8 protein-coding genes are annotated in these 18376 nt (G+C 41.7%); 3 read left to right on the plus strand and 5 right to left on the minus strand.

Annotated features, from left to right (window positions below; genetic code table 11):
* Window positions 1-4 precede the first annotated feature (4 nt).
* The 3 genes from BQ7394_RS08215 to BQ7394_RS26240 form a co-directional block, all read right to left on the minus strand.
* Window positions 5-3430, minus strand: coding sequence for a SusC/RagA family TonB-linked outer membrane protein (locus tag BQ7394_RS08215; protein ID WP_075557010.1), 3426 nt, complete (start codon window positions 3428-3430; stop codon window positions 5-7).
* Between the two features lie 438 nt (window positions 3431-3868).
* Window positions 3869-5224 carry a VapE domain-containing protein gene (locus BQ7394_RS26235; RefSeq protein ID WP_317043302.1) on the minus strand — a complete coding sequence of 452 codons (1356 nt, stop codon included), beginning with the start codon at window positions 5222-5224 and terminating at the stop codon, window positions 3869-3871.
* An 83-nt stretch (window positions 5225-5307) separates the two neighbouring features.
* Window positions 5308-5940, minus strand: a complete 633-nt coding sequence (locus BQ7394_RS26240; protein WP_235848709.1) for a BT4734/BF3469 family protein — start codon at window positions 5938-5940, stop codon at window positions 5308-5310.
* Between the two features lie 320 nt (window positions 5941-6260).
* Between BQ7394_RS26240 and BQ7394_RS08225 the strand changes: the two genes are divergently transcribed.
* A complete protein-coding gene (locus BQ7394_RS08225; RefSeq protein ID WP_075557011.1) occupies window positions 6261-6917 on the plus strand; it encodes an HU family DNA-binding protein in 657 nt (218 codons plus the stop codon).
* Between the two features lie 98 nt (window positions 6918-7015).
* Here BQ7394_RS08225 and BQ7394_RS08230 read toward each other — a convergent pair whose 3' ends face one another.
* Together BQ7394_RS08230 and BQ7394_RS08235 are read right to left on the minus strand one after the other, a co-directional pair.
* A complete protein-coding gene (locus BQ7394_RS08230; RefSeq protein ID WP_075559929.1) occupies window positions 7016-8926 on the minus strand; it encodes a SusD/RagB family nutrient-binding outer membrane lipoprotein in 1911 nt (636 codons plus the stop codon).
* Between the two features lie 19 nt (window positions 8927-8945).
* The gene (locus BQ7394_RS08235; RefSeq protein WP_075557012.1) at window positions 8946-12368 is read right to left on the minus strand and encodes a SusC/RagA family TonB-linked outer membrane protein; all 3423 of its coding nucleotides are present in this window, start codon (window positions 12366-12368) and stop codon (window positions 8946-8948) included.
* Window positions 12369-13060: 692 nt separating this feature from the next.
* Here BQ7394_RS08235 and BQ7394_RS08240 point away from each other — a divergent pair.
* Window positions 13061-16477, plus strand: a complete 3417-nt coding sequence (locus BQ7394_RS08240) for a SusC/RagA family TonB-linked outer membrane protein (protein WP_075557013.1) — start codon at window positions 13061-13063, stop codon at window positions 16475-16477.
* 22 nt (window positions 16478-16499) lie between these two features.
* On the plus strand, window positions 16500-18365 hold the full coding sequence (locus tag BQ7394_RS08245; RefSeq protein ID WP_075557014.1) for a SusD/RagB family nutrient-binding outer membrane lipoprotein: 1866 nt from the start codon (window positions 16500-16502) through the stop codon (window positions 18363-18365).
* Window positions 18366-18376: the final 11 nt, after the last annotated feature.

The raw sequence follows: 18376 nt of genomic DNA on the forward strand, positions 1-18376 counted from the left end.
TTGTTTAGAATCCAACATTAATAGTAAATGTGTAGTTAGCAGTCATACCGTTGAAAGAACGGATACGGAATTCGGAAGCAGATGTACCGCGGACAGATTCCGGGTTGATCTTATTCGGCATCGTATTCAACAGATAACCCAGGTTACGTCCGGATACTGAAAGATTTAAATGCTGTGCTCCCAATTTATGTGCAATCTTATTAGGCATTCTGTACGATACGGTGATTTCACGAAGAGCGATGTAATTCAGTTTTTTCACCCAATCGTCATTCACGACTCCTGTACCCCAGGCGTTGTTCCAGTAATGCCATGCCGAAGCATGCTGTGGGTCTACCAAACCTTTGTCATACAAATTCTGATAAGTTTCGCCACCTTCTGCAACAGTATAAGAAGTTCCGTTCGGAAGAGGAATAGAAGTTCCGCCTTCAACCAAGCCAACCGGGATCAAGCCGTCGTGATATTGCTGGCCATCCCAGATAGAGGTATAAGTCATACCGCCGTTTTCCGAGTCGCGCCATTTCAAGGAACTTTCAGTAAAGCCATAAGCCAAACCGTAGCGGTTGGCATAAGATGCCACATAGCCACCGAAACGCATATCGAACAAAGCACGTAAACTCCAGTTCTTATAAGTAAGCGAAGTGCTTACGGAACCTAAGAAATCGGGAACCATCGAGCCGACAACTTCTGCTTCACCGCTACGTTGGTAATACATGGCGTGCATACCTCTGTCACCTCCATAATAAGAGGTTGCATTTAATATAGGCAGACCGGTTTTTTCATCGATCTTAGCTTTAGAGTCACTCATCAGGACACCATACGATTCGCCTACTTTGGCTACTGAACCGACACGGTAGTTACCGTAAGCTACCTCACCACTCAAAGTAATATAATCAGCTACATTAGGATGTAACTCTACGATTTTATTATTATTCTTGGTATACGTAAAGTTCAAATCCCATTGCCAGTCTTTATTCTTGAACGGAGTGGTATTCAATGCAATTTCCAATCCCTTGTTTTCAATGTTACCGGCGTTGATGTACTGGCTATTGATACCGGATATACCAGGAACACTGATCGACATGATCTGGTCTTTCGTATTTTCCTTATAATATGTCATGTCGATACCGATCCGGTTAGACAGGAAGCGCCAGTCCAAACCTATTTCCCATGCGTTTTTACGTTCCGGCTTCAAATTCGTTGAATAGGCTGTTGTCGGAATGCTCAAAGCATATACGTTTGTTGCGCCTTGCGATTGGGCGGTCAATAATGAATATGCCGAGTTGATGGTGTAAGCATCCGTATCGTTACCCACCTGTGCCCATGATCCACGCACTTTGGCAAAAGAGATCCATGTCGGAAGCTGGTCGCGGAACGTTTCGTGGATCAGCCAGGATGCAGAGATTGACGGATAGAAATATGAGTAGTTACCGTGAGTATCCGAATAAACCAGGGCAGACGACCAGTCGTTACGTCCGGTTACATCCAGGAAGAGCTGATCTTTCCAGCTGACGCTAGCTTGAAAAGATAAAGATAACATCCGTTTTTCTCCTTCTATTTTACCGCTGTAAGAAGGTGTATTAATAGAGTTTGCTATAAAATACTGGTTGGGTACAACTAAACCGCCATTCGTATTTTCTTTCATCACCTGCTGCATATTATTATAATATTCACCACGTATAAAGCCTCCGAATGTGAAATCGTTTATACTTTTATTGAATGTGAATGCAGCATTCAGGTTCGTTTGCTCTTTTGTATACTGCCCCATTTCGTAGTATCCGCTTTTCTTGTTGGCATAACTATCGCCCGGTTTTTTCTCTTCGTGGCGTTTGTAATAATAGTTATAGTTTCCTTCTGCGCGAAACTTCATCCAGTCGGTTAATTCCACGTTCAAAACCAAGGTCGGACGAACTGAGGTTTCCTTCTGTGAATAATCATTTTCATAGATGTTCCACCAAGTACTTCTTCCTGGGTTGTTACCGTATTCGTCACCATAGTCGGCACTAGCCAAACCACCGTGCGATCCTTTATAACGTTTACGGAAATATTGTGTATCATACGTACGTCCCCAGGTTCCGTCTACGAATAACTCTCCGATATTCGGTTGAGCATTTTTCGGATTTGAATTGGCAAAAGAGATAGAAGCTTCCACCTCTACTTTATCGGTTATCTTATGAGATGCTTTAGCCAGGAACGAGGTACGGTCGAAGCTGTTGTTCGGTAATGTACCGCTAGCATACTTATAAGACAGAGAAGTGTAGAAAGATGTTTTTTCGCTGCTGCCGCTTACGGAAACGTTGGTATTGCTGTTGAATCCTAAATTATAGGCATCTTTAAAGTTATTCTCTACCGGGCTGTAAGCGATTGTCGAATAATCATAGTTTTCAATGTTACGTCCGTCGAATGCCGGTCCCCAATGACGACCTGTTCCGCCGGAAAGAGTCGGATTACCCGCAGAGTTCAGATAAAATTGCCCGATATTATCATATAGATAATAATTCCCATTGGCATCCGTTTCTCCATAACTTACGTTACCGGTATATTGTCCGCGTCCATACTTGTTCTGTAATTTCGGTTGTTTGAACATGTGATCGATACCGAAAGTCTGAGAAACATTCACTCCGATACCTTGTTTACCCTTACCTGATTTTGTCGTAATAACGACTGCACCGTTCAGACCGCGTGAACCGTAAAGGGCGGTAGCGGCAGCACCTTTCAGTACAGAAACAGTTTCGAAGTCATCCGGGTTCAGGTTCTTCAACTCATTACCGTAGTCGTAGTTGTGAGCCGTCCAGTCTGCATCACCATCCCTGATAGCGTTGTCCAGAACAACTCCGTCGATTACATAAATCGGCTGGTTGTTTTTACCCAAGGTAGAGGCACCGCGAATCTGGATCTTTGTAGCACCGAACATACCACCGTCGGAACCGGCAATTTCAACCCCTGCCACTTTACCTTGTAAAGCGGAAACCGGATTGATCGCATTGTTTAGCAACTCTTCACCTTTTAATTCGGTAACGGCATATCCCAATGCTTTCGTTTCGCGTTTCATACCTAAAGCGGTTACGACTACTTCGTCGAGCGCTTGAGAATCTTCTTTCAGCTTTACGTTAAGAGAAGATTGTCCGGTATACCGGATTTCCTGTGTTGCATACCCTATAAATGAAACCTGGATGGTGGCCCCGTTTTGCACACCTTCCAATGTAAAATTACCGTTCATGTCGGTAATTGTACCATTAGTGGTTCCTTTCACTACGATAGAGGCGCCGGCAACGGGGCCGAAATCATCCTCTACTACCCCGGTGAGTCTCCCGCTTTGCTGGGAAATACCGGTACTTGGCTTACTTGGCGTCAGATCTGCATAGGCGTTTCCTGAGAAACTAAGTGCTCCTGCGATCAGAACTAAGCTGACAGGCTTTAAGTTTTTCAACATAATTGATAGTTTTTAGATTACCGAAGTGTTATTTTGGCGAATAAGCACTTCTTTGTTTAAAATGATAATAATGTATTAAGCTATGTAATTTAACGTCTGTGTAAAAAAATCATTAGTGATCCTCATAGTTCTAAAAGAACAATGGCAATATTAACATATATAATTGTTGATATTCAATATATGTATCTTTTATATGTGCATTTATTAACATTTAAATAAAGGGCGTTTTTGACCTCTTTTAGCGCTTTTGAGAATATTGCATTTGGTAAATATTTATTAATTGTTTTCAAAGGGAAGCATTGGCATCCGTTTTTTCTTTATTTATATAAATTTCACTTAATCCGGCGTCATCCTTTGTAAGAGAGGTCTTAATGTGTTGTTTTGTAAGTAGATAAAGGGTGACACCAGGGTAGAAAGTGGCGTCACCCGTCTTGATTTCTATACTAGTTCTGTTACATGATAGTAATTGCCCGTCTTGGTATGTTTCTTGACCACATTATTTTTTAGCAGTATTCGTCCGAACAAAGCCATGTTGCGGACACCCGTTTTTATTTTGCTGCGTTGTTCGATCCGTCTGAGTATTTCAGCGGCAGGCAAAAGCTCACCTCTTTCTCCTGCTTCCGGCAGGCGGAAATACTGGAAGAAGAGTTGTTCTTCAATCGGGATCTGCTGGAACTGATGGTTGTTATGGATAATGGCTGTCTCTTCTTCAGAGGTGAACCAGTACCGTTCGTTGCTGCGCAATGCGGCAGCCGCTTGGGTATACAGTTGGGCGTGATTGATCGGCAGGCTGCGGTCGATATTCCCGTTCAGCTCGATACAGATGAAACGGCGGCTTCCGGTCGGGTCGCTCAGTAGGTCCGCATTGTTGGAAGTCGCGATGAAAGAGGCATACCGTTTCATCGGCTGGATGCTACGCTTGTAAGGACGGCGGGCATTGATGACCGGTTTTTGAAGAATATGCTTCAGAAAGGCCTGGTGGTTAGGACTGACCGAGTCGAACTCGTCGATATTAATCAGGGCGAAACGGTTCAGTAGGAGTTCGGCATCACGCTTGTTACTGAAGTCAATGCTGTCGGTATAATATTCCCGCAGTTCGGGTGGGAGCAGGTTGCGACACCAAGTGGACTTTCCGCATCCCTGCCGTCCTACCAGTAGGGGCGAGGCACTGTTGGCATGCATCTCGTCCAGTCCGCTCCAGTGAGCCACCATACTCAGAAACCAGATATAAAACTGATCCCGCCAAGCCGGGTTATTGCAAGGCAGGGTGTCTGCCAGCTGGCGGATATGATCAGTCCCGTCCCAGGCGGGCAACTCCGACATATACTGCTCGATCGGCGAATAAGGCCTTACGCGGTTGGAGTAGACATACCGTTTCACATCCCTGTCCCACAGTGGAATACCTTCTTCCTGCGCGTTCAGGCTGATACTGTTGAGAACCTGTTCGTCGATGGGGAAGAAGTTGAAGTAATAAGATCTTCTTTCGCGATATTCGACATCCCCTTTCAGGATATTGTATCTGAACTCATACCTCCGCTTCATAAATTCGTCCGTCTGCATGGCCAGTGCCTGTTCCGGTCGGATACAGGGTTTCCGTCCGAAACCGGAAGAGAGGCGGTAAACATTCCGCACGGTTGCCCGTATCTCCGTTTCAAAGATCCTGAAATGAGCGTGGATGGGAAGCCACTTGATCACCTCTTCTTCCGGTATGCCGCTGCGGAAACAATTTTCGGCCAGACAGGTCAGAAAAGGTTTGATGTCTTTCCCTTCTTTGTGGTAGCCGCTTATCTCCATCGCTTGCTGCAATGCATTTTCGAAAAGCAGCGAGATGATGCGACTTCGTTCATGACCCGGAACCAGCCGCTGCAACGGATCTTCTACGGTATGCACCTGGGTAGATACGGGTAGATTTTCAGGTAGCTTCCACGGTTGTTCGATCCGGATAGGCAGTGCGTCCGGATTGTAATAAATATCCGGATCGAAAGAGAGGCGGCAGGCTGCGTCCAATGCGTTTTCTTCGACGGCGATATCCTGTTGTAAGGCTTCCCGGTAGTAAGCAGCCGCCCTGTGTATGCTTCTTTATGGAAGAACTGAATTAAGGTATCATTCTGAGGGACAGTGTTATCCGATAATCTGAAAGGGATAACGATTTTGACACTTTTCCCGCTCGAACCGATAAAGGCAGCCATTGTTTGCAAAGACGCAGAAGCCTGTCGGCGTACCTTTTCCGCTTCATTGCGGTTGGTCAGATTATTTATTTTAAGCAGAATTAACCCGTTGTATTCTTTTCTCACTAACTTCTTGTCCTGCTTTTTGAAAGTAGAACAGAAGTAGACCACTGGTAGCCGGTTTGCCTGTTTGACGGAAACTCCGTGTCGGATGTAGCGCAGCGCTTCGCGTAGGGCTGCCACCTGCTTTGTCTTATACCCGCTTCTGATCAGTTCGACCAGTTTTTCCATCCCGACAGTTCGTTGTGCTTTCATGTCAGCACTGAATAATGTAGTTTTCATAAGCTCTCTTTTTATTGATTTTTTCAGCAAATATAAGTGCCGGAATGCCGGTTTGATACACCTTGGAAGCGATCATTATCAACTGTGCATCAACTAATTTATCTATTGAAAACAGGGGAGAGAAGTATTGTTTATATGCTAAAGTTTTGTATCTTTGGGAATAGGTTATTAATTGTTCGACCCAGGAGAAAGATATGGTTGACCTGGGTAAAATAAAAGTATTACCTAGGTCAAGTATATCTTTTACCTGGGTCGAACAGTAAATAACTGCCGTCTTTTGTTCTAATAGTATATAGTATTAAATATAAAAGCTTACCAGTATGCCAGCAGTTTACAGGATGGAGAAGAACCCGCCGAAAAAGGGGGCGAGCCAAAAAGTAGTCTTGCACCCCCGTATCATTCCCAGGGGGACAGTGAGCACAGAAGAAGTTATCGAAGAAGCCTCTTCGCGATCCACTTATTCACGGGGGGATTTGCAGGGTGCCGTCCGGCTGATTGCCGATGTGTTGAAGAAGAAGTTGAAAGACGGGTATAATGTGTCTCTGGATGGCATCGGTTATTTCAGTGTCTCTTTGCAGTCGCGTCCGGTTGAAGATAAAAAGGAGCTGCGCAGTGAGTCGGTAGATTTTAAGAATGTGAATTTCCGTTGCTGTGCCCAGTTGAAACGTGAACTGAAGACGATGAGGCTGGAGCGTTACAAAGAACCCCAAAAAGCCGAATTTTCGGAAGAAGAGAAAGAGCGGAGGTTATTCAGGTATCTGGATCGCAATGCTTATATTACTACGCTGGTCTATCAGGGTCTGATGGGCTGTACGGAATATATGGCGCGGAAAGAACTTAAGCAATTTGTAGCCGACGGCCTCCTGATGGAAAACGGTACCCGCCGTATGTGTATCTATGTCAAACCGCCCGAACCGGAGGAGCTGCCGGATACGTTGGTGGTGGAGTCGAATATAAGGGAGCTTCAACCAGGTTGAAGCATAAAAGAAAAGGTGACGCCGTCTTGTTGAGACGGCGTCACCTTTCTATAGATTGAATATCGGACTGTTTCTGTTATTCAAGAAACAGGTGAACCTTATTCTTTCAGACCTTCTCCCCATTGAGGGGCTCCCTTGTCCTGCCATACACGTTCTGCATTCAAAGTCGGACCGTTCGGACCAGCAGCTGTAGGTGTGAAACCTTGACGTTGGAAAGCATCAACTTTGTTTTGATACATCAAGTCTGTTTCCAAAGGAAGTCCTGTATCCAATCGACGAGGAATACTTGTAACCGGAACCAATGAGAAATCTTCACGTGAAATTAAATTCGAACCAAACTTGGGTAAACCTGTGCGACGAGAGGTTACATACAATTCATCCGGATAAAGCGTATAATTCAACATTTGCTGGATATACACTTTTTCTAATTGCTCTTCTGTACTTCCTGTCAGTTTATAATCTTCATTCTCCATCATTGTATCGATTTCGCCATCTTTCAGTTCAATAGAAACTTCATGTGGGTCGTAATCGTAAGTTGTACCATAATAAGCAATCTGGTTCAATTCAGCCAGCTTATCATATTCTTCAACAGAGAATCGAATACCACGGTTATAATAAAACTCTGCAGATTGAGGTAAGTTTGCACCTAACAGTTTAAATTCAGCTAAGAACAGGTTTGCTTCTGCAGCACCAAGATATAAACCATACCAAGGACGATCTTCTGTTTTTTCAATAACCGGTCCACCCGGAGGTGTCGGCATTGTAAAGGTATAGTTACGACCAATAACCATCTGACGTTGGAACATAGAATAAGGAACATAAGATTTACTTGCCGTACCTCCTACTTCTGTCAATCTAAAACGAGTTTCAGGTTTGAAATAATCTCCGTATAAAGCAGCGTTATCCTGTGCATTGAACTCTACAGGTATACCATAATAACGAACCCAAGGTTCACCCATACCTTTCCATGCTACAAACTGTTTCTTACCGTTTGCATCTGTTGTATACTCAACATTTTTCTCTACAAAAGAGGGAATTGCTCTATCCTGATCATAAAAAGCCTGTATGATAATGGAATTCCATTCATTCTTGCTGTAACAGAAACGAACGCGAGGGTCTTTATTCTCTAGCATGAAATCAAGCACACGCTGACTGCCAGCTGTAGATTCCAAGAATCCGTTACTCCAGTGGTAAACATAGTCGTTAGAACTTGTGTTAGTCATAGCTTTATTGAATAACATCGCATCATTTGCACTGTCGATATAACCACAAGAAGCAGAAGCGACTTGCTGTGCTATTTCTAATGCGCGCGATTTATTTTGAATAACCAGGCGAGATGCAATACGAAGTTTCACCGTGTTAGCCAATTTAGCCCATTTAGCAACATCCCCGTTGTAAACAACATCTTGTGTTGATAGTTCAATCTGGTTTGTTGATGTTGTCAGTGTATTAATAGCAGCATCCAACTGATTCAACCAAAGGTCATATAAACTTTCAATGGTATCATAAGCTGGTGTTAATGTACCTCCGTGAATAGCCTTGGCTGCATCTGTAAATGGAGTATCCCCATACATATCTGTGTCGAAAATACCTAAGTAAGCAGTCAAGACATCCAGACAAGCGCTAATGTTTGCATATTTAGCGGCCTCTTCTTCACTTAATGTTGAACGATAGTGTTCCAAATCACGAACATATTTTAGTGTCTCCAGATATTGTGTTCCCTGTTGTCCGGTAGCTGTCGTTGTTGTAAATGTTGAAGTAAATCCGCTAGTCGGTGTCGCCATCTGCGCCCATGAATACATCATCGGGGCATTGTAGAACCAATACAAATATCCAGAAGGTTCAAATTTTAATACGGCTTGAGCAAAAAGGTAGGTCGGCTCTGCTGTTGTAACTTGCGATGGGCTTGAGTTGATATCCGAAAAATCATCCCGGCAGCTACTTGTGAGTGCGGTTACCCCCATTAAAGCAGCAACCAATATCTTTTTTGAATTATTTATCTTTTTCATATTCTTATTACCTTGTATTTTAGAAACCAACATTTAGTGTAAACATATAGCTGGCTGTCAAACCACTGAAAGAACGAACACGGAATTCAGAAGCAGAAGTACCACGTACAGATTCCGGATTCGATTTATTAGGCATTGAGTTCAGCAAATAACCTAAGTTACGTCCTGTAAACGAAAGGTTCAAGCTTTTAGCATGGAACTTTTCACAGAAACTTTTTGGAACGCGATAGCTTAATGACAGTTCACGCAAAGCGATATAGTTTAGTTTCTTATACCAACTATCATTAATTGTTCCTTGTGCAAATCCGTTAGAGAAGAAATGCCATGCTGAACCATGCTGCGGGTCTACCAGTCCTTTGTCATACAAAGCCTGATAAGTCTCGCCACCATCTGCAACCGTATATGTGGTTCCATCAGGTAATGGCAGAGAAGTTCCACCTTCAACCAAACCAACAGGTATCAAACCATCATGATAAGTCTTTCCATCCCAAATAGAAGTATATGTCATACCACCATGTTCTGAGTCGCGCCATTTTAATGAAGTTTCTGTCATACCATACGCCGTACCGTAACGGTCACCATAAGAGGCTACATAACCACCAAAACGCATATCGAATGAAGCACTTAAACTCCAATCTTTGTATCTCAAAGTTGTATTAATCGAACCTAAGAAATCAGGAACCAGTGAACCGACAATTTCTGCAGTTCCTGAACGTTTATAATACATTGCATGCATAGCACCGTACTGAGTCACAGCATCTAATACTGGTAAACCTGTAGCTTCATCAACTTTTGGTTTAGAGTCGGTCATCAACAGACCATAAGATTCACCAACTTTGGCAACAGAAGCAACACGGAAGTTACCTCCACTTACTTGACCATCCAGTGTTATATAATCGGCTACATTTTCATGTAGTTCTACTATTTTACTTGTGTTCTTTGTATAAGTAAAATTCAAATCCCACTGCCAATCATCGTTTTGATATGGAGTTGTATTCAATGCGATTTCCACACCTTTATTTTGAATGTTACCGGCATTGATTAACTGCTGGCTAATACCTGATACATAAGGAACATCAATTGTCATGATCTGGTCTTTTGTATTTTCCTTATAATAAGTCAAATCGACACCAATACGGTTGTTTATAAAGCGCCAGTCCAAACCAATTTCCCACGCATTTTTACGTTCCGGTTTCAAATCCTGCGAATATGCCTTTGACGGTAATTCCAAGGCATAAATATTTGTTCCATTTGTTGTTGTAGAAGTATTCAACGAATAAGCGGAGTTGATGATATAAGCTTCTGTATCATTACCTACCTGTGCCCATGAACCACGAACCTTAGCAAAGGAAATCCATTCCGGAAGTTGATCACGGAATGTAGAAGAGATCAACCAAGAACCGTTTACTGACGGATAGAAATAAGAATAGTTACCATGTCTGTCAGAATATACTAATGAAGAAGACCAGTCATTACGTCCGGTAACATCTACGAACACCTGATCTCTCCAACTAGCACTAGCCTGGAAAGCAACAGATAACATACGTTTTTCATACTGAAGCTTACCCTTGTATGTAATCTGGTTGATGGAGTTCTCGATAAAATATTGATTCGGAATAACCAAACCGCCATTTGTGTTCATATCCATGGTCTGTTCGAAGTTGTTGTAGTATTCACCACGTAAGAAACCTCCGAAAGTCCAATCACCAACTTGTTTATTCACAGTAAACATAGCATTGAAGTTGGTCTGTTCTTTATTATATAAACCTAATGCATAGTAACCGGATTTCGTATTGGCATATCCTGTACCCGGTTGTTTACTTTCATAACGTTTATAATAATAGTTGTAGTTACCTTCAGCACGGAACTTTAACCAGTCAAGGATATCTATATTCAGGATTAATCCGGGACGAACAGAAGTTTCTTTCTGCGAATATTCATTTTCAAAAATATTCCACCATAATCCGATACCTGGAATATTAGCATATTCATCACCATAGTCAGAGCTAGCCAAACCGCCGTGTGAACCTTTATAGCGGGTTCTCCAGTAGCGGGTGTCATACAAACCACCGAACGGACCTTGGTTTACATCTACAAAATATTCACCAATATTAGGTTGTGCATTTTTCGGATTTGAGTTAGCAAAGGTAATAGATGCTTCCAATTCAACCTTATTTGTAATCTTATGGGAAGCTTTTGCCATGAAAGATAAACGCTGGAAGCTATTGTTCGGTAATGTGCCGTTTGCATATTTGTAAGAAAGGGAGGTGTAGAAAGAGGTCTTTTCGTTTGAACCGCTGACAGAGATATTCGTATTCGAGTTTACTCCCAGGTCGTAGGCATCTTTCATATTGTTCTTATACGGACTGTAGACGCCCATAGAACCATCCCACATTTCGATTGCTGAACCGTCATATTTCGGTCCCCAGTGACGTCCGCTGGCACCGATCAATGTATGCTGTCCTGCGCTGTTCAGCATGAACTGACCGATGTTGTCCCATTTATAGTAGTTACCAGAACCGTCTGTCTGGCCGTAAGAAACGTTACCAGCATATTGTCCCGGTCCGTATTCATACTGCAGATTCGGTTGTTTATACATATGGTCGATACCGACAGTCTGGGAGAAATTGATACCCAGGCCATTCATGCCTTTGCCGCTTTTTGTCGTAATAACGACAGCACCATTCAGACCGCGTGAACCGTAAAGAGCGGTTGCAGCAGCTCCCTTCAATACAGAGATGGATTCGAAATCGTCCGGATTCAAGTTTTTCAGTTCGTTACCATAGTCGGCGTCGGTCGTGGAATATTCAGGATCTCCGTCTTTAATTCCGTTATCCAGGATAACACCGTCTACGACGTATATAGGCTGGTTGTTCGCTCCTAATGTAGAAGCACCGCGAATCAAAATTTTGGAAGAACCGAACATACCACCATCAGAACCGGAGATTTCCACACCTGCTACCTTCCCTTGCAAAGCGGATACCGGGTTGATGACATTCTTATTCAAGTCGTCGCCTTTCATTTCTGTCATGGCGTACCCCAAAGCTTTCGTCGAACGTTTCATACCTAAAGCCGTCACAACGACTTCGTCCAGTTTCTGAGTGTCTTCTGCTAATTTTATCTGCAGAGATGCTTGTCCTGTGTACTGAATTTCCTGAGTGGCATATCCTATAAAAGAGACCTGGATGATGTCACCATTGTTTACTCCCTCCAATGTAAAATTACCGTCCATGTCAGTAATATTACCGTTGGTTGTTCCTTTCACTACGACAGATGCTCCGGCAACAGGACCGAATTCATCTTCAACTGTTCCTGTGACTTTCCCGCTTTGCTGAGAAAAATTCACTTCCGGCCTAACAGGTGTTGTTTCGGCATATACTTTAGGTAAGCATAAGGCGCCAGCAAACAAAATTAAGCCAACTGGTTTAAAGTTTTTCAACATAATTGATGGTTTTTAAAATACTTCAGTGCTCTTTGGCGTAAAAAGCACTTTTGAACTTGTTTTGATATAAAAATACAGAGGCTTTACTATTGAACGCCTAGGTAATTTGGCGTTTTATGGCGTTTGTAGTTCTAAAAGAACTCACGCCAATTTCTTTAAGCAATAATTATGTATATAAACATTAAAATGAAATTACATCTTTCTTGGTATCTATTTGTTTATTAATAATTTATATCTATTTTCTTTGAATAGTGATAACCTGTTTGTAGATTTAGCAACCCCAAAAAGAAAAAGCGTTTTTATATCCGATTTTTGAACTAAAAATGCAAGCTTTAGATATGTTAATAAAAAAATATAAGGAAAATAAACTGAGCAAAAAACGTAAGGCTATTTAACATATACGATAAAAATCAAACCTTGATTTAACTTAATAACGATTGAATATTGTTAGCCAATGTGTTAAAAACAGAATTGCTTGATATTTTTTTGACGAAAAATAACACTGAGTAATAATTATTTCATATATTTGTCGCGGATATAAAATGTACAGAGTTCTTTTAGAACTAAGTAATAACGCCAACAAAAAAATTCGCCAAGTTCTAAATAATCACTGTAAATTGTATCCACACTAGTATAAAGACTCTTGTTTCGCCAAAACAGTGTCTATTTATGTTCAAATAAAACCATCAATTATGTTGAAAAACTTTAAGCCTGTCAGCTTAGTACTGATCGCTGGTGCATTAAGCCTCCCCATGGGCGCTTATGCAGACTTATTACCAGCTAGGCCTGGTACCTCTATTTCCCAACAAAACGGAAAAGTAACAGGTACGGTAGAAGATGATTTCGGTCCTGTTGCCGGAGCATCAGTTGTTGTTAAAGGAACTACTAATGGTAATATTACCGACATGGACGGTAATTTTACATTGGAAGGAGTAAAGAGTGGTGATATCATCCAGATCTCTTTTATCGGTTACTCTACCCAGGAAATTAAATACACTGGGCAGGAGTCTATTTCTGTTAAGTTGCTGGAAGATACTCAGAAGTTGGACGAAGTAGTTGTTACTGCTTTGGGTATGAAGCGTTCAGAAAAAGCCTTGGGCTATGCTGTAACGGAATTGAAAGGTGATGAATTAAGAACAAATGCGATTAACCCTGTTGCCTCTTTACAAGGTAAAGTGGCTGGTGTTGAAATTGCAGCTTCTGATGGTGGTATGTTCGGTGCAACGAAAATCCAGATTCGTGGTGCATCAACATTGAATGGTAATAACCAGCCTATTTATGTGGTTGACGGCGTTATTTTATCCAATGATTTGTCCGGAACAGGTTCTTCCGACTGGGATTCAAACGCTAATGACTATGGTAATATGCTGAAGAACTTAAACCCGGACGATTTCGAAACCGTATCAGTTCTTAAAGGTGCAGCTGCAACAGCTCTTTATGGTTCACGTGGTTTGAACGGTGCTGTCGTTATCACAACTAAAAGTGGTAAAGGGGCTACCGGTTTCGGTGTTTCTGTATCACAAACATTTGGTTTGGATAAAGCACATGGTGGTATGCAACGCCAGATGTTGTATGGCCCGGGTACTATCGGCGGTGATATCTCTTATGGTGAAGTAAATGCTGACGGTTCATTCAAAAAATGGGATCAGAATCAGTTCCGTTTGAACTCTGCAGGTTCACCTACTTTGATCGGTGCTGAAACAATGTTGTGGGGACCCAGATACGATGGTCGCCAGATTGAAAATTATGATGGTACATCCATTCCTTATTCTCCGATCGAAAGCAATATGTCCGATGCTTATCAGTTAGGACTTAACTCTAATACGAACGTTGCGGTTCGAGGAGGTAATGAAACAACTAATTATTATTCTTCAATCTCCTATAAGAAAGCAAAAGGTATTGTTGAAAATAATGACTTCGAACGTTATTCTTTATTGTTGAAGGGATCTCATAAGATTAGTGACCGTGTAGATGTGAACGCATCTATCAGTTTTGCAAACTCAACACCGAAAAATGCACAACGTAATATTGGTGAAAGTTTTGCAACAGGTACCTATTCGACTATATACGATACGAAATATTTCCGCGATAAATATTGGGGAGATCTTCACAATGGTATGGCTAGTACTGACTATGGTGATAAGTATGGTAATGTTCCTGGTAAAACATTATGGTATGAAATCGATAATAACGATAAGACCCGTAAGGAAACAGTAGTACGTCCGACTGTAGAAGTGAATGTGAAGATGTTGGATTGGTTATCTTTCCGTGCAGAAGGTAATATGAACTACTATTATACAAGTTGGGAAGACAAGCAACTGGGTACTGGTTATAACCAGAAAGGTGGTTCTTATGAAATGGGACAGGAATATAATAAACAGGCAACATTCGGTGGTACATTCACTGTAAATAAAGATGTAAAAGACTTCCATATCGGTGGTTTCCTGCGTGGTGAATATTATACAACAAGCGGTGCAACACAAAATTCTAAAACAGATGGTGGTTTGGCTGTTCCCGGACAGTGGTTTGTAGGTAACTCTATCAATACAACAAAGACAACAGCTGAGATCAAAAATACAAAACGTATGCTTTCTGTTGTTGCTGCTGCGAACCTTTCATGGAAAAATCAGGTGTTCCTTGATATTACAGGACGTAATGACTGGTCATCTGGTTTGATCTATACGAACAAGACGGGTAACTATTCTTATTTCTATCCTTCAATCGGTGGTTCATGGTTGATTAACGAAACTTTCCGCGATCAAATGCCGGAATGGATCAATTTAGCTAAGATCCGTGGATCATGGGCACAGGTCGGTAACGATGCTACTCCGTATTCTATCTATTCTTACTATACACTGGGATCTTTGTTGCAACCGGGTGGAACTAACATCTTCACAAATTATTGGAATGATGATAATAAGAAGTTGTTTACTCCTAACCTGAAACCGGAACGTAAGAATTCCTGGGAAATAGGTATTGACTGGCGTATTTTAAATAGCCGAATTGCTTTGGACGCTACTTATTATAAGGAAAATACGACAGACCAGATCATGACAATTGCAATTCCTTCTGAATCAGGTGTTAGCAAACAGTTGATCAATGCTGGTAATATCCAGAACTCTGGTGTTGAAATTGCATTGAATACAATTCCATATAAAAATAAAGATTGGGAATGGACATTGGATTTCACATTTACAAAGAATACTAATAAGATTGTAGAACTCCATCCGAATGTAGCTAATTATATTGCTTTGGAAGGTGATGTCGCTTATGGTAACTATCGCGTAGGTTCGGTTGCTATGGTAGGTGGCTCTTATGGTATGCTGATGTCTGATGCTATGCCGAAAAAAAATGAAAATGGTCAGACTGTATTGACATGGCGTGATAACTATCGTGCAGCTTTTGCTCAGCGTAGTGGTGTTGCAGAAGAAGTTGGTAGTTTGGTTCCGAAGTTCATGGGATCTATTTCTACAGGTGTGACCTGGAAAGACCTGAGCTTGCGTGTAGCATTGGATGCTCGTATCGGAGGTAAGATTGCTTCTTATTCAAGCAAATATGGACAGGCTTACGGTTATACTGAAACTTCACTGGACTTCCGTGATGAAGCTCATGGCGGTCTTACCTGGACATCTAACTATGCAGATTCTAAAGGTATGACATTCCATGACGGTGTTATCCCTGAAGGAGTGTTTGAAGCTGGTACAATGGCTACTTGTGTAGACGGTGTTAAACGTGATCTGGGTGGTATGAGTTATGCTGATGCCGTAGACAAAGGATATTTGGAACCGGTTCATGCATCTGATTATCACTATTGGACAAATGCCTGGGGTACGGGTACTGTAAATGATTATTGGGTTCATGATTTGAGTTATATCGCTTTACGTGAAGTAACCATCGGTTATCGTGTTCCGAAAAGTATCGCTTCTAAGATTGGTGCAAAAGGTTTGAATTTGTCTTTGAGTGCAAGAAACCTGGGTTATTTGTATAATTCACTGCCTAATAATATAAATCCGGAAAGTGTACGTAGTAATAAGTCGGCTGAGTTCCGTGAACGTTCTAACAGTCCGATCACATCCAGCTATATGTTCACAATTAACTTGGATTTCTAATTAATAAAAACGAAACAATATTATGAGATATAAATCTTTTATAGCCGCAGCCTTGTTAGGAACTTCTTTAGTAGTTGCTCCGGGGTGTAAAGATGAATTTGCGGAAACCAACAACAACCAGTCCGCTATAACTAAGCCGGATGTGCGTTATTTATTTACTCAGGTGTTGAGTGAATTCGAACCTTCCAAATATCAGCAGTGGTTCTATAACAATCTGGCTTATACATTACGTTGGACACAGGCAAATGTTCCGGATGGTGGTAATACAAGTTCTTTGAATTTGATGGGTGCTTACGAAGGTTCTCAGAGCCAGGTTGTCAATGTTAAACTCTATACAGAAGAAATAAATCACGTATTGTCGTTAATGGACGAAGAAGAAAGATCTACTTACGACAATATCCATGCTATGTGTAATCCTCTGTTGGTTTATCTAGGTATCTTCGGTACTGATATGTACGGATCAATGGCTTATTCGGAAGCTGGTAAAGCTTTACACGAAGAACTTCTGACTCCGGCTTATGAAACACAGGAATCTCTGTTCTCTACTTGGTTGGCTCAGCTGGACAGTGCAATTGAGGTATTGTTAGCAGACAAGGCCGGTCAGGTGAAACTGGATGCTCAGGATTTTGTCTATAAAGGGGATACGAAGTTATGGGCTCGGTTTGCTAATTCTCTGAAATTGAAGATTGCCGTTCGTATGTTACATGTCGATAAGGCTAAAGCTCTGAAAATCGCAGAAGAAGTAGTTAACAGCAAAGCAGGTTATATGAATCGCCTGGAAGATGATTTCTTCTATTGTAAAGGTTCTCAGGAATATCACTTCGGTGATGATGTTCTGGACGGACAGGGTAGAGGTATCGGTTCTAAGCAACTGATCTCGTTCCTGGTAAATAACAAAGACCCGCGTGTTCGTTTTATTTTCCAGAAAAATGATTTTAACTCGAAAGTAGTGCAGGCCTTCTTGGATCAGGGTAAAGAGTTACCTCCTTATATCAAAGAAGTGGCTGAGATCAAAGACAACAAGTTTGAAGGTTGGAAAGCTCCGGGTGAGCCTTGGGTTCGTTATTTCGGTAGCCCGATACAGACAAGTGCAAGAGAGAATGTAGAGTTGAACAGTGCTTATTTCAATTATGACATGTTCAAATTGAAAACAGCTAAGGGTGGTGATAAACAATATTATCCGTTAGCTCGTATGAATCGTGAGATGTTGCAGGGACAGAAGGATTATACTTTCCCCGACGCTCCGGATGTAACAGCAACTATCGACGATCAGGATCGCGGATGGTACGGCTTGCATTATTCTGCAGCAGAGGTTAATTTGTATTTGGCAGAGCTGAAACTATTGGGCGCTAATCTGCCTAATTCTGCAGAAAGCTATTATAAAGAAGCTATCCGTTTATCTGTTAGTGAATATGACAGACTGGCTTCTTTAAATCAGATTCCGTATTATTCAAGCGTATACGATAAGGACTTTGAAAAGACGATTAAACTGGAAGATGGTGAAATTGATGCTTTGTTGGAACAGGATGCTTATAAACTGACTGGTTCTGTAAAAGAACAATTGGAAAAAGTATATATTCAGGAATATATCCACTTCCTGTTATTCCCGACAGATCAGTTTGTACAGGTTCGTCGTTCTGGTGTTCCTATGAAGGGTAGTAAAATCCTGGCATGGGAAAACTTTACTGACGATGATACTTATTTCCCAATACCACGTCGTTGGACAATCAATGTGCCTTTGCAGAGTGATTTGATGTATCAGATAAAGAAAGATGCATACGAAGCACAGGGCTTTACAACCGGAACACAAGATGCCGGAGTTTTAAACAGCGAACGTGTTTGGTATGATAAGGGTGCTCCTAACTTTGGTGAAGGACCGAATTTCTAAAAACAGGTTAT

The organism is Parabacteroides timonensis (assembly GCF_900128505.1).
Lineage (GTDB): Bacteria > Bacteroidota > Bacteroidia > Bacteroidales > Tannerellaceae > Parabacteroides > Parabacteroides timonensis.

Excerpts from the sequence above, each read along its gene's own strand:
- BQ7394_RS08215 (WP_075557010.1), bottom strand. The coding sequence starts at position 3,430 with ATGTTGAAAAACTTAAAGCCTGTCAGCTTAGTTCTGATCGCAGGAGCA.
- BQ7394_RS26235 (WP_317043302.1), bottom strand. The coding sequence starts at position 5,224 with ATGGAGATAAGCGGCTACCACAAAGAAGGGAAAGACATCAAACCTTTT.
- BQ7394_RS26240 (WP_235848709.1), bottom strand. The coding sequence starts at position 5,940 with ATGAAAACTACATTATTCAGTGCTGACATGAAAGCACAACGAACTGTC.
- BQ7394_RS08225 (WP_075557011.1), top strand. The coding sequence starts at position 6,261 with ATGCCAGCAGTTTACAGGATGGAGAAGAACCCGCCGAAAAAGGGGGCG.
- BQ7394_RS08230 (WP_075559929.1), bottom strand. The coding sequence starts at position 8,926 with ATGAAAAAGATAAATAATTCAAAAAAGATATTGGTTGCTGCTTTAATG.
- BQ7394_RS08235 (WP_075557012.1), bottom strand. The coding sequence starts at position 12,368 with ATGTTGAAAAACTTTAAACCAGTTGGCTTAATTTTGTTTGCTGGCGCC.
- BQ7394_RS08240 (WP_075557013.1), top strand. The coding sequence starts at position 13,061 with ATGTTGAAAAACTTTAAGCCTGTCAGCTTAGTACTGATCGCTGGTGCA.
- BQ7394_RS08245 (WP_075557014.1), top strand. The coding sequence starts at position 16,500 with ATGAGATATAAATCTTTTATAGCCGCAGCCTTGTTAGGAACTTCTTTA.